The sequence below is a fragment of the Pararhodonellum marinum genome, assembly GCF_015354735.1.
Lineage (GTDB): Bacteria > Bacteroidota > Bacteroidia > Cytophagales > Cyclobacteriaceae > Pararhodonellum > Pararhodonellum marinum.
In genome coordinates this window covers 1-12,438 of the sequence record NZ_JACEFJ010000002.1, presented here as the reverse complement: position 1 = coordinate 12,438, position 12,438 = coordinate 1, and the positions used below count along the sequence as shown (strand labels likewise).

The window sequence follows — 12,438 nt, the reverse complement described above, 5'->3', positions numbered from 1 at the left end:
TTTAGGTCATCAGTACGGTTCTGAAATTATTAATGTTTTTGAGTGCGGTTCCGGTTCCCCTTACCACAGCCCTCAGTGGATCTTCGGCAATGTGTATGGGCAATTTGGTCTTTTGGTGCAGCCTCCTGTCGAGGCCTTTAAGAAGGGCACCTCCACCGGTAAGATGGATTCCGTTGTCATAAATATCGGCTGAGAGCTCGGGTGGAGCGATTTCAAGCGCTTTTAATACCGCCTCCTCGATTTTCGAAACTGATTTATCCAAGGCAAAGGCAATCTCTGAGTAGGACACCTTAATGACCTTGGGTATGCCGGTCATCAAATCCCTTCCCCTGATTTCGTAATCCTCAGGCGCTTCTTCCAGTTCTGTCAAGGCAGAACCGATGGCGATCTTGACCTTTTCTGCTGACCGCTCACCGATCAAAAGGTTATGCTGTCTCCGCATGTAATCCAGAATATCCTTGGTGAAGGAATCCCCCGCCACTCTGATGGATTGATCCGCTACAATTCCGGACAAGGCAATCAGTGCGATTTCAGTAGTACCACCTCCGATGTCCACAATCATGGATCCCATAGGTTTTTCTATGTCAATGCCGATTCCAATGGCTGCGGCAATGGGTTCGTAAATCATATAAACTTCCTTGGCGCCTGCATGCTCTGCAGAATCCCTAACTGCTCTTTTTTCTACCTCTGTGATACCGGAAGGTATGCAAATGACCATGCGGTGAGATTGTGGAAACATGCCTTTCTTATGCCCTGGGATCATTTTGATCATACCCCTTATCATCTGTTCAGCGGCATAGAAGTCAGCGATCACGCCATCTTTTAATGGCCGAATGGTTTTGATGTTTTCATGGGTTTTCTCATGCATGTTCATCGCCTCTTTGCCGACAGCCAAAACCCTGTTGGTGGTCTTGTCAATGGCAATGATGGAGGGTTCGTCCACTACAATTTTGTCTTTATGTATAATCAGGGTATTGGCAGTTCCTAAATCAATGGCGATGTCACTGGAGAAAAAATCGAATAATCCCATGCTAGATGTGCTTAATTTATGTTTTTGATAAATCTTTTAAAGGTAGCATTCTAAATGCTGAAATAAAACGGGGGATGGCAAAAATATTATCTTAAATCCGATTTATAATAAACACAACAGTTTTTTTTTACGAAAATAATTTTATTACCTTTGCAAAGTATTAGTCGTAACACTGAGGGGACACAAGTCCCCTCTTTCATTATGGTATAGTCAAAAATGAGCCTAAAAGAAACGATTACCCAATTGGTGGAAAAGCATCTACCTGATGAGAGCCATTTTGTGGTAGAAGTAAGTATCGTGACCTCAGGCGCCAAAAAACATATAAAGGTGCTTATCGACGGGGATCAGGGTGTAAGTATCAGTACCTGCGCTTTGGTAAGTAGGGCTTTGGGAAACCAATTGGAGGAAGGGTCTTTCATAGAGGAGGCCTATGTGCTTGAGGTTTCTTCACCGGGATTAGATTTTCCGCTTTCGAATCTGAGACAATACAAAAAGAACATAGGGAGAAATCTAAAGGTTCTGCTCAAGGATGGTCAAGAGGTGGAAGGAAAGCTTCTTTCCGTTTCAGAGGAAAGTATACTTCTGCTAACCAAGAAAAAAGAAAAAGGTAAAAAAGCTGTTGAGGTAGAAACCTCAATTGTCTTTGATCAAATAAATAAAACAATTGTATTAGTCTCTTTTAAATAAAACAAATGGATGCTAAAGTTCTAATTGAATCATTTGCAGAGTTTGCAAGGTCAAAAAATGTAGATCGTCCTACCATGATTCGCATCTTAGAGGATGTATTCAGGGCGATGATTCGAAAGAAGTTTGAAACAGATGAGAACTTTGATGTCATCATCAATGCTGATAAAGGTGATCTGGAGATTTGGAGAATCAGGGAAATTGTGGATGATGATTCCGAGGATATTTGGGACCATGATAAAATCAGTCTTTCAGAGGCTCAAAAAATTGAGCCGGATTTCGAGATTGGTGAAGAAACGTATGAGCGGATAGAATTGCATGAGTTTGGCCGGAGGGCTGTCATGATGGCTCGACAAACCCTCATTCAAAGGATTAAAGATCTTGAGAAAGACCTTTTGTTTCAACAATATGAAGAATTGGTTGGAGAGATAATTTCAGCAGAAGTATATCAGATCCTAAGTAGAGAAGTCCTTTTGATGGATGGAGAAGGCAATGAGTTGATCCTTCCTAAAGGAGAGCAAATTCCGAAAGACCGATTTAGAAAAGGAGACTCAATCAGGGCCATCGTACACAAAGTGGAGATGGTCAACGGTAACCCCAGAATCATACTTTCCCGGACTTCCCCCATATTTTTGGAGCGTTTGTTCGAAAATGAAGTTCCTGAAGTATATGATGGGCTGATCACCATCAAGAAAATTGTCAGGGAGCCCGGAGAAAGAGCTAAAGTGGCTGTGGAATCTTATGATGACCGCATCGATCCGGTTGGAGCTTGTGTGGGAATGAAAGGAAGCAGGATCCATGCGGTGGTGCGTGAACTCCAGAATGAGAACATAGATGTGATCAATTATACCGATAATCTCGACCTTTATGTTTCCAGAGCCCTTAGTCCTGCAAAAGTAAGCTCTATTCAGGTAAACAATGAGGGCAAACGCCTTTCTGTTTTCCTTAAGCCAGACCAGGTATCTTTGGCCATCGGCAAAGGCGGCTTCAATATCCGTTTGGCAAGCAGACTCGTAGGGTATGAGATAGATGTATTCAGAGAGCTGTCGGAATATGAAGAGGAGGAAGATGTGGATCTTACTGAATTTTCAGATGAAATAGAAGATTGGGTATTGGCCGAGTTGAAAAAAACCGGTTTAGATACGGCAAAAAGTGTATTGGCTTTAACCAAAGAAGACCTGATCAGAAGGACGGAATTGGAAGAAGAGACCATAGATGATATCTTCAGGATATTAAAACAGGAATTTGAACAGTAAATATTTGACAGCAATACATTCATTCAGGTTATATTTGTGCTGTCAAGAAAAAAATTAGAGAGGTTTTAGCTTATGTCAGAGGAAAAAATGATGAGATTAGGCCAGGTGGCAAGAAAACTCAACGTGGGTATTTCAACCATCGTGGAGTCTATGGCTAAGAAAGGCTTTGAGGTAGAGAACAATCCCAATTCCAAAATCAGCTTGGATCAATTCAACATGCTGGCGAAGGAGTTTAGGTCCTCAGCTCAGGAAAAAGAGGAGGCATCTCACCTTTCCATTGGCAAGCGTCATAATGAAACGTTTACCATCAAGGCAGAATCAGATTCTGAGCCTGAGAAAAAAATAGAGCCTTCAAAGCCTAGTCCTAAACCAGAAGAGAAAGCAGTAGAACCAAAACCTGTAGAAAAGGTGACCACTGAGGCACCCAAACTTCAGGGCATTACCGTGTTGGGTAAAATCGACCTAGACGCCAAAAAAGGCCAAGAGGCTCCCAAGGGAGTGGAAAAAACCGAGACCCCTAAGCCATCTGTTGAGCCAAAAATAGAAGAGCAAAAACCTGTTGCTGCTGATATTCCTCCAGTTGAGACTACCAAGTCTGAGCCTAAAGAAACACCTCAGGAAATTAAGCCTGAAGCCAAAAAACCAGAGCAAGCCGTAGCCAAAGAAGAAATTCCTCAGAAAGAAGAAGTCATTAAAGAGCCTGCTAAAGGTCCAGTGGCACCAAAGCCTTTAACCCAACCTCAACCTAATGAAATTCTTGATAAGGGTGAGGAGACAGAAGAAGAAAAACCTAATGAAGTTATTTCCGCCAAAGCAGATGCTTTAAAAGGACTTACTGTCTTGGGTAAAATTGAGTTACCTAAAGATAAAGCCAAGAAAAAAGTAAAACCCGTGGCTTCGTCGGATGAAAGGTCTAAAGAAAAGAAAAAAAGACCCAGAAAAAGAATTGACAAAAAACCAGATGGTACTCCTGCCACAGGCAACAGACCTGCTGCGGGACCCCAATCCGGAAGTAGGCCCCCTCACAAAGCGGGTCAGAAACCTCCTGCTGGACGAGGAAATCAAAGACCTCAGGGAGTGGGAAGGGTTCAAAAAGCTGAGCCGACGCAAAAAGAAATTCAAGATCAGATCAAACAGACCCTTGCAAGGTTACAAGGGGGTGGAAAATCCGGTGGTGGAAAGAGCAAAAGAAGGGACAAAAGAACGGAAAGATCCAAAGACAACTTGGAAGGGGTAGAAGAAAACAAGGTGCTTAAAGTAACCGAGTTTATTTCTGCTAATGATCTCGCCTCACTTTTGGATGTTTCAGTGAATGAAATCATTTCGACATGTATGTCGTTGGGGATGTTTGTTTCTATCAACCAGCGGTTGGATGCGGAAGCCATTACCATCATTGCCGATGAATTCGGCCATGAAGTGGAATTCACCAAGCCTGACGAGGAGGAAAACATCGTTGTCCACCAAGATAGTCCAGAGGACCTGGTCCATAGGGCACCTATTGTCACCATCATGGGTCACGTAGATCACGGTAAAACCTCGCTTTTGGATTACATCAGAAATGCAAAGGTAACCAGCGATGAGGCCGGTGGAATTACCCAGCACATAGGAGCTTATGATGTAATGACAGACACGGGCAACAAGATTGCTTTCTTGGATACTCCAGGTCACGAGGCATTCACGGCCATGCGAGCCAGGGGTGCTAAAATCACCGATGTCGCTATCATCGTTATTGCCGCTGATGACAGCATCATGCCGCAAACCAAAGAAGCCATCAACCATGCCCAGGTAGCAGGCGTGCCGATGATCTTTGCCATCAACAAAATTGACAAACCAACAGCCAATCCGAATAAAATCAAGGAGGAATTGGCGAATATGAACCTCTTGGTGGAAGACTGGGGAGGTAAATACCAATCCCAAGAAATTTCAGCCAAAACTGGCTTGGGTATCGACGATTTGCTTGAAAAAGTCTTGCTTGAAGCGGAATTGCTGGAACTTACAGCTAATCCATCGAAAAATGCAATCGGTACTGTAGTGGAGGCATCCTTGGATAAGGGACGTGGATATGTTGCCACGGTAATGGTTCAGGCAGGCACCTTAAAAATAGGAGATGTCATGGTGGCAGGCCAACATTTCGGAAGGGTAAAGGCCATGTTTGACCATGTGGGCAAGAAGAAAAAAGAAGCAGGACCCTCCACCCCTGTTCAGGTACTTGGTCTTAGTGGTGCGCCACAGGCTGGTGATATTCTTAAGGTATATGATTCCGAAAGGGAAGCCAGAGAAATTGCCAATTCCCGAGAACAGATCAACCGGGAGCAAAGTATGCGAACCAAGAAGCACATCACCTTGGATGAGATTGGCAGGCGATTGGCGATAGGTAGTTTCAAGGAACTAAATATCATCATCAAAGGCGACGTGGACGGTTCTGTAGAAGCACTATCCGATTCGCTATTGAAACTTTCCAAAGACGAGGTCAGTGTCAATATCATTCACAAAGGGGTAGGTCAGATCTCAGAATCCGATGTACTCTTGGCCTCTGCTTCTGATGCAATCATATTAGGTTTTCAAGTGAGGCCTTCAGCCAATGCAAAAAGACTGGCCGAACAGGAGGAAATTGAAATCCGTCACTATTCTGTAATTTATGATGCCATCAATCAAATCAAAGATGCGATTGAGGGGATGCTGGAACCGGAATTTGAAGAAATCATTACCGGGAACATTCAGGTTAGGGAAGTCTTTAAAATTTCTAAGGTTGGTACAGTGGCCGGTTGCTATGTGACTGATGGCTTTGTGACAAGGAAAAACAAAATCAGGGTCATTAGGGATGGTATTGTGATTCATGAAGGCGATATTGATCAGCTGAAAAGATTCAAAGATGATGTATCCGAAGTCAAAGCAGGCTATGAATGTGGTATTTCCATCAAAGGATTCAATGACATTAATATTGACGATACCATAGAAGGCTATCACTTCCAGGAAATCAAACGTAAAAAATAAAGTCAACGGGGATGTCGAAAGCATCCCCTTTTTTTTAATTCCTATCCGTCGTCGAGATGATCACTTCTCTGCTAGTGTTGATCCAGGTTTTGTTTTGGATTTCCCTTGTTTGTTTGCTAGCTGGATTGATCAGACCCGTTTATGTTTTATGGTTTTTGGATAGGTCCAACAGGCTAAAGGTTTTGAAACTATATGGATCATTGGCTATATCCTTTTTTATACTTTTGAAACTTTTATCCCAATAAAAAAAAACAGGCCGTAATTGCTTACGGCCCGTCCGGTCAGTGGTTTACCAGGTGGGATGTTCCTTCATCCAATGGTCTACAGAAAATTTGCCTGATCCATAAATCAAGAATACAATCAAAAGGATCAACACCAAAAGGGATATTTCAAACTCCAAATTATTGGAGGCGGACAGAAATCCCTGTTTGATGTTGACAAAAAACACTGCAAAAAACAAAATGGGCAACTGGAATAGTATTGCTATCCGGGTCAATAATCCCAAGGCAATTAAAATCCCACCTACCAAATGCGCAAATGCAACATAATGAGCTAAAGCCATATTGAAAAAAGCCAAATCAACCGTAGAGGTCACATCCATAAGGGCTTGGGTATTCGAAATAAACATGATGCCCTTGTAGAGAATGAACAAACCCAAAGCAATTCTAACATAATCTAGCCAGTTAGGATGATGTTTGTCAGCCCAACCCTCAATTCTGGTTATGGTATCCATAGCTTAATTGGTATTGGTACATTATAAATTTACCAAATTGAAGTCGGAAAACGTAATAATTTAGGGACTTTTATAATCTCAATCGATTAAAAACCAGTTAATTGCACCATAGTTTCCTTTTGCTGTTTTCAGTACCTGCCTTCAATGTGTAGCTTTTGTAAAGTGGGCTTTCTGCTAGGTTTAGATTGGTAGACAATATCCTTTCCCATCGCTTGAATGTTAGATTGACTTTATTTCCTTCTTCGGAAAATCCCTTTTGAAAAGACTCTCCATTGATGTGAATGAGCTCATCGCCAATCATCAATATCTTATGTGCAGCTGCTTTGGGATGGATCTGAATCACAGCCCCATGTTCATTAATCTTTATTCCCAAGCTGCTGGCCATAAGCGTTTCAGCAGGTGCTTCATTTAAAGTGATGCCGATGCTGTCCAATTGTTGGGTCAAGAGTGGAAGAAGGTCTTCCTTACCCCAAATATAGTCCTCAAAAAACCGTCTGATGACCTGGGGGTGTTTAGATGAATTTTTGACAATATTTTCAAAGTCATTTAGGTCATAACCAAGTTGCAGATTTCCATAAACTTCCCACATAGTTTTCATGACTGCATGAAGGGAGCTTTTTTCTTCTATCAGCATTAAGTCCAAACACAAAGCGATCAGGGCCCCACGGTTGTAAATGCTGACTTTTTTTTCAGGAATACCAGCTTTATAGCCATCCAGCCACAGATCAAAACTGGATTCGGCGATGGATTGATTTTGCCAGCCAAATTGATTGGCTTCCAAGGTAATTTTCCGGCTGAGCACTTCTAAATATTCTTCCAGGTCCCAGCATCCGGAACTAATCAAAAACAAATCCCCCATATAGGTGGTAATCCCTTCAGCTACGACCCCACTGTGAAAGTAGGCTTCTTTGGAAAAATCGTACGGTAACATTTCCTTCGGTCTGATTCGGCACACATTCCAAAAATGGTATAGCTCATGTGAACTTACTCCGAGTAGTTTGTATAAACCTTGCTTTTCAGCTAAGCTTTCGGCTGGGCCAAGGGTGATGACGGTTGAAAATTGGTGTTCTACCCCGTGATAATGGGAAAATGGAAGCAATTGAATCATAAAGTGATAATCAGAAGCTGGGAATGAACCAAATGACGCCATTTGTTTTCTGGTAAATGCCTCAAACTGCTTGAGCAACCTTTCAGGATCAAAATGAAGCTCTCCCAAAAACCAAAGGTGGAACTTAATGTCTTCGACTTTATACAGATATTCCTTTAAAAATGGAGAAATAATCAATGGACTATCCACCAAGTGTTGAAAATTAATGGCTTCCCATTTCCCTCTCCCAGCAGAAGGTAAGGAAGTGGCAACGAGGTCATTCTCCTCCATCGGTGTAGTAAGGATGACCTTTTCTTCAGATCTACCCAAGACCTCAAATATAAAATTGATAAAATTAAGGTAAAGCTGTTGTTCATCTGACCAGGAGCCACCGGCATCCATTTGGGCCGCATGGAAGACATAATTGATTTCATAATTTCCAGCCAAGCCACTTTGAAATTGCCATAGGTCCTTGTTTTTTTTCTCAAAAGGAATTGACTTTCCTTCGAAATACACTTCGAATTCCTTGATTTTCTGGGCATAATTCGCGATTTCATACCTGCCTGGCCGCCAAGAAGGTATTTGTAAGGAAATCACTTCCTCAGCATTACAATTGATCAAAAGCTTGATAAATATTAATTGGGAGGGGATGTTGGGTCGGGATATCCTGATTTCCATGGGCTTAAATGATTCATTTACCCAACAAAAGTAATCCACTCGTTTGTAATTAAAAAAATACTATTTAACTTTGCAGTCCTTTTTAGGGGTATCCATAAATGGGTAATCCAGAAAGTCAAATCAATTGCCATAAAAGCTAAAGTACATAAAGATGAAAAGAACGTTCCAGCCTTCTCGTAGAAAAAGAAGAAACAAGCATGGTTTCAGAGAAAGAATGTCCACTCCCAACGGTAGAAGGGTATTGAGGACAAGAAGGTCTAAAGGTAGACACAAACTTACTGTATCTTCTGAAAAGACATTGAAGAAGTAAATGATCGGGCAATTTTCGTATCATCATGCGTAAATGTGCGGGCAATGAACTTCAAACTTCCAAAGAATGAAAGATTACATTCTAAAAAGTTAATAAAGGAACTTTTTGACAAAGGTTCCTCTTTTTTTTTATATCCCTTCAAGGCGTTTTATTTTGTTCCAGAAGAAGGTGAAACTAATCAGGTACTTTTTTCTGTTTCCAAAAAGAAAATCAAAAGTGCGGTAAAAAGAAACTTAGTTAAAAGAAGGTTTAGAGAAGCCTATCGATTAAATAAACATCTTTTAACATTACCAAGCCGAACAAAATTGGTGTTTGCACTCGTTTATGTTTCAGACGAGATGATTACCTTTGACAAAGCACAAATTGCAGTCAGGAAATTGCTAAAGAAGATTTCGAAAGAGATGGAATCATCCTCAACTCAATCACGACATGATGAATCAAAAGAATAAAATCACAATATGGGTGTTGGCAATCGTCCTCACATCCCTCACACTTTTTTCTTTCACCCAGAATGACAAGCTATTCGCGATAGCGAAAAACCTTGATATTTTTGCGTCTCTGATCAGGGAACTGGACTCTTACTATGTTGATGAAATTGATCCTGATGAATTGGTGAGTATAGGCATCAATGCCATGTTGGAAGAACTTGACCCCTACACCAACTACATTCCTGAAGAAGATTCGGATGATTTCAGGTTGATGACCACTGGAGAATATGCCGGTGTGGGAGCCCTGATTGGCAACAGAACAGGCGTCAACATGATTTTGATGCCTTACAGCGGATTCCCTGCCCAGCGTGCCGGTCTACGAATTGGGGATGAAATTCTTAAAGTAGATACTGTAAATGTAATCGACAAGCCGACCAATGATATATCAGCACTGCTGAAAGGACCTGCCAATACGGGGGTTTCCGTGGAGGTAAAACGAGGGGATGACACCATTAAAGTTGACTTAACCCGCCAAAAAATAGTAATCAGCAATGTGCCATATTATGGCATGATCAATGATGAAGTCGGATATATTAAACTGACAGATTTTACCACCAATGCCTCCAGCGATGTCAGAAAGGCCTTGGTTTCCCTTAAGGAACAGGGAGCCACCCAACTGATTCTCGATGTTAGAGACAACCCCGGAGGTATTTTGAAAGAAGCAGTAGAAATCGTCAACCTCTTCATACCCAAAGGCAAAGAGGTGGTCAAAACCATAGGAAAACTGCCAAACGTAAATGCAACCTACAAAACCGAAAAATCTCCGGTAGACAAAGATATCCCCTTGGTAGTTTTGGTGAATGAAAGAAGTGCTTCCGCCGCAGAAATTGTGGCCGGGGCCCTGCAGGATTATGACCGGGCTGTTTTAGTGGGTCGAACCACTTTCGGAAAAGGATTGGTGCAAAGTACCATTCCCCTTTCTTACAATGCTCAGGTGAAGGTAACTACAGCAAAGTATTACATTCCAAGTGGCCGGTGTATACAAGCGATAGATTACAGCAAGAAAGATACTGCCGGAAATGGAAATGTAATTGCTGATTCGCTTCGCAATGAATTTAGGACCAAAGGGGGTAGAATCGTCATGGACGGTGCAGGCATAGAGCCAGATGAGCTTGTAGAACAAAAAAATTATGCCCCGATTATTTATAGCCTAGTAGCTAGAAACCTTGTCTTTGAATATGGCAATGAATTCTTCAGGAAGAATGAATCCATTGGACCAGCAAGAACATTTGAAGTTTCGGATGAAGTCTATGAAGATTTTGTGAATTGGTTACAGGATAAAGATTATGATTATACTACCCGAGTGGAGAAAACCATTGAAGACCTGGAAAAATACGCTGAAAAGGAAAAGTACTACGACGAGATCAAGGAAGAAATCGAAAAACTCAAAAAAAGCGTTACACATAGTAAAGAGCAGGACTTGATTACCTTCAAAGATGAAGTTAAAGATGCGCTGAAGGATGAGTTGGTCAGTCGTTATTATTACCAGGAAGGTGTAATTGAAGCTTCATTGGATAGGGATAAGGAAATCGCCAAATCTCTTCAATTGATCAGAGACCAGAAATTGTATGCCCAATTGTTGAAGCCGCTTCGTTAAGCATGGGCAAGTATATCTTATCTATTGAAACCAGCACCCAAATTTGTTCTGTAGCAATTCATAAAAATGGGGCTCTAGAGTGTCTTTCAGAGCTATACCAAGAAAACGTTCATGCCAGAAAACTGATGCCATTGATCGAGGGGCTATTAGACCATGGAGGAATAGCAAGCGCTCAATTAGATGCTATTGCGGTATCCCAAGGTCCGGGCTCCTATACTGGATTAAGGATTGGGGTTTCTACCGCCAAGGGGCTGGCCTATGCACTTGATTTGCCTCTTTTAGGGGTAGATACACTTAAAGCCATGGCGCATCGGCTGATTGGGATAGTACCTCAATCAGCTTTTGTAATCCCCATGATCGACGCAAGAAGGATGGAGGTGTATACCAAGGTGTTTCAGGGTTCAGGTGAGGAGGTTTTACCGATAAGTCCTGTGGTGCTTGATGAATTTTCATTTCGTGATTATCTTGAGGCTGGTCAGGTATTTTTTTTGGGAGATGCCGTGGAGAAGGTAAAATCGATTATTGAACATCCACATGCTCACTTTGTGTTCAAAGGCACAACGGCTGATACAGTTGGAAAGCTTGCCTTTGAGAAATTCGAAAATGAAGATTGGGAAGATTTGGCTTATTTTGAACCGAACTACCTGAAAGAATTTAGGGTTATCAAATCGAAAAAGAACCCCTTGCTGTTATGAGTGAAATAGTCAATCGAGTTGCTGGTAGTTCCATCAAGACACTGGATCTGGAAAAATATTATGATCCCACCGAAAAAGTAAGCTTTGATCTAAAACCTTACTTGTTTCAGGAGTTGGTCTTGAAAGAGCAGGATTTTCGAACTGCGCTTAAGTCTCTAGATTGGACACAGTATGCTGATAAATACGTTGCTGTACATTGTTCTGTTGACGCAATAGTTCCTAATTGGGCCTTTATGTTGGTGGTGACTTATTTGGAAGGCAATTGTAAGGATTGCATCATCGGGGATTTGGCTGCGCTTCATCAATATCTCTTTCATAAAGCATTGGAAAGTCTGCCTCTCACGGATTTTGAAAATGTACCCGTAGTCATCAAAGGTTGCAGCAAATTTCCAGTACCACTCTATGCTTATGGAGAAGTGGTCAAAAGGCTAAAGCCATATGCCAAGTCCATCATGTATGGTGAGCCTTGCAGTACGGTCCCTCTGTACAAAAAGCCGAGGGTCTAAATATGTACAAATCTTCTCATACTCTTTAAAAAAAGCCAACTTGGATTTGGTAATATTATAAAAGAGCCATATGTTTGCAGTCCCTTAGAGGATAAGGTAATGTCAACTGCCTAATTCTTAAGATAAAATCCCTTAACCAGATCGACAAAAATATTATTTTTGTCATTTTGATTTTTGGTTTTGGAAGTTAAAATAAATCTCCCGATATTTGCACTCGCTTTTGAGGAAAAGTGCTCAAAACAAGCTTATCAAAAGGGTAAATGATCCTTTAAAGATAAGACCAAGTTCATTGAAGTAATGTAAGACGATACGACAAGGTAAGTGAAAGCTTACCAACAATTTAGGCCAGAGAACAACAGGCCGGTCATGGCGACATGACC

Annotated in this window: 11 protein-coding genes; 8 read left to right on the top strand and 3 right to left on the bottom strand. The window is 41.6% G+C overall.

Annotated features, from left to right (window positions below; all coding sequences use genetic code 11):
- Position 1 precedes the first annotated feature (1 nt).
- Entirely contained in the window at positions 2 to 1,030 is a 1,029-nt protein-coding gene (locus H1A14_RS03790; RefSeq protein ID WP_194774897.1) for a rod shape-determining protein, read from the bottom strand.
- Positions 1,031 to 1,246: 216 nt separating this feature from the next.
- Between H1A14_RS03790 and H1A14_RS03785 the strand changes: the two genes are divergently transcribed.
- The 3 genes from H1A14_RS03785 (at position 1,247) to infB (ending at position 5,964) form a co-directional block, all read left to right on the top strand.
- Positions 1,247 to 1,717, top strand: coding sequence for a ribosome maturation factor RimP (locus H1A14_RS03785; RefSeq protein ID WP_194774896.1), 471 nt, complete (start codon positions 1,247 to 1,249; stop codon positions 1,715 to 1,717).
- 5 nt (positions 1,718 to 1,722) lie between these two features.
- Positions 1,723 to 2,970 carry a transcription termination factor NusA gene (gene nusA / locus H1A14_RS03780; protein ID WP_194774895.1) on the top strand — a complete coding sequence of 416 codons (1,248 nt, stop codon included), beginning with the start codon at positions 1,723 to 1,725 and terminating at the stop codon, positions 2,968 to 2,970.
- A gap of 72 nt (positions 2,971 to 3,042) precedes the next feature.
- On the top strand, positions 3,043 to 5,964 hold the full coding sequence (infB, locus tag H1A14_RS03775; protein ID WP_194774894.1) for a translation initiation factor IF-2: 2,922 nt from the start codon (positions 3,043 to 3,045) through the stop codon (positions 5,962 to 5,964).
- 289 nt (positions 5,965 to 6,253) lie between these two features.
- Here infB and H1A14_RS03770 read toward each other — a convergent pair whose 3' ends face one another.
- Both H1A14_RS03770 and H1A14_RS03765 read right to left on the bottom strand, forming a co-directional pair.
- Complete coding sequence (locus H1A14_RS03770; RefSeq protein ID WP_194774893.1) at positions 6,254 to 6,697, bottom strand: DoxX family protein; 444 nt, start codon at positions 6,695 to 6,697, stop codon at positions 6,254 to 6,256.
- Positions 6,698 to 6,794: 97 nt separating this feature from the next.
- Positions 6,795 to 8,462, bottom strand: a complete 1,668-nt coding sequence (locus tag H1A14_RS03765) for a M61 family metallopeptidase (protein ID WP_194774892.1) — start codon at positions 8,460 to 8,462, stop codon at positions 6,795 to 6,797.
- Positions 8,463 to 8,613: 151 nt separating this feature from the next.
- On the opposite strand from H1A14_RS03765, the gene rpmH reads away from it, so the two are divergent.
- The 5 genes from rpmH to H1A14_RS03740 are packed head-to-tail and all read left to right on the top strand — an operon-like array spanning position 8,614 to position 12,058.
- The gene (rpmH, locus tag H1A14_RS03760) at positions 8,614 to 8,772 is read left to right on the top strand and encodes a 50S ribosomal protein L34 (protein WP_194774891.1); all 159 of its coding nucleotides are present in this window, start codon (positions 8,614 to 8,616) and stop codon (positions 8,770 to 8,772) included.
- Between the two features lie 44 nt (positions 8,773 to 8,816).
- On the top strand, positions 8,817 to 9,221 hold the full coding sequence (rnpA, locus tag H1A14_RS03755) for a ribonuclease P protein component (RefSeq protein WP_194774890.1): 405 nt from the start codon (positions 8,817 to 8,819) through the stop codon (positions 9,219 to 9,221).
- Positions 9,202 to 10,857 (top strand): S41 family peptidase, encoded by a 1,656-nt coding sequence (locus H1A14_RS03750; RefSeq protein WP_394355323.1) that lies wholly within the window; start codon positions 9,202 to 9,204, stop codon positions 10,855 to 10,857. Before rnpA ends, H1A14_RS03750 begins: the two co-directional genes overlap by 20 nt.
- Before the next feature lie 2 nt (positions 10,858 to 10,859).
- Positions 10,860 to 11,552, top strand: coding sequence for a tRNA (adenosine(37)-N6)-threonylcarbamoyltransferase complex dimerization subunit type 1 TsaB (gene tsaB, locus H1A14_RS03745; protein WP_194774889.1), 693 nt, complete (start codon positions 10,860 to 10,862; stop codon positions 11,550 to 11,552).
- Positions 11,549 to 12,058 (top strand): DUF2480 family protein, encoded by a 510-nt coding sequence (locus H1A14_RS03740; protein WP_194774888.1) that lies wholly within the window; start codon positions 11,549 to 11,551, stop codon positions 12,056 to 12,058. The genes tsaB and H1A14_RS03740 overlap by 4 nt, the downstream gene beginning before the upstream one ends.
- Positions 12,059 to 12,438: the final 380 nt, after the last annotated feature.

What these genes read in the sequence shown, in the direction of transcription:
- H1A14_RS03790 (WP_194774897.1), bottom strand. Translation starts at nt 1,030, where the DNA reads ATGGGATTATTCGATTTTTTCTCCAGTGACATCGCCATTGATTTAGGA.
- H1A14_RS03785 (WP_194774896.1), top strand. Translation starts at nt 1,247, where the DNA reads ATGAGCCTAAAAGAAACGATTACCCAATTGGTGGAAAAGCATCTACCT.
- nusA (WP_194774895.1), top strand. Translation starts at nt 1,723, where the DNA reads ATGGATGCTAAAGTTCTAATTGAATCATTTGCAGAGTTTGCAAGGTCA.
- infB (WP_194774894.1), top strand. Translation starts at nt 3,043, where the DNA reads ATGTCAGAGGAAAAAATGATGAGATTAGGCCAGGTGGCAAGAAAACTC.
- H1A14_RS03770 (WP_194774893.1), bottom strand. Translation starts at nt 6,697, where the DNA reads ATGGATACCATAACCAGAATTGAGGGTTGGGCTGACAAACATCATCCT.
- H1A14_RS03765 (WP_194774892.1), bottom strand. Translation starts at nt 8,462, where the DNA reads ATGGAAATCAGGATATCCCGACCCAACATCCCCTCCCAATTAATATTT.
- rpmH (WP_194774891.1), top strand. Translation starts at nt 8,614, where the DNA reads ATGAAAAGAACGTTCCAGCCTTCTCGTAGAAAAAGAAGAAACAAGCAT.
- rnpA (WP_194774890.1), top strand. Translation starts at nt 8,817, where the DNA reads ATGAACTTCAAACTTCCAAAGAATGAAAGATTACATTCTAAAAAGTTA.
- H1A14_RS03750 (WP_394355323.1), top strand. Translation starts at nt 9,202, where the DNA reads ATGATGAATCAAAAGAATAAAATCACAATATGGGTGTTGGCAATCGTC.
- tsaB (WP_194774889.1), top strand. Translation starts at nt 10,860, where the DNA reads ATGGGCAAGTATATCTTATCTATTGAAACCAGCACCCAAATTTGTTCT.
- H1A14_RS03740 (WP_194774888.1), top strand. Translation starts at nt 11,549, where the DNA reads ATGAGTGAAATAGTCAATCGAGTTGCTGGTAGTTCCATCAAGACACTG.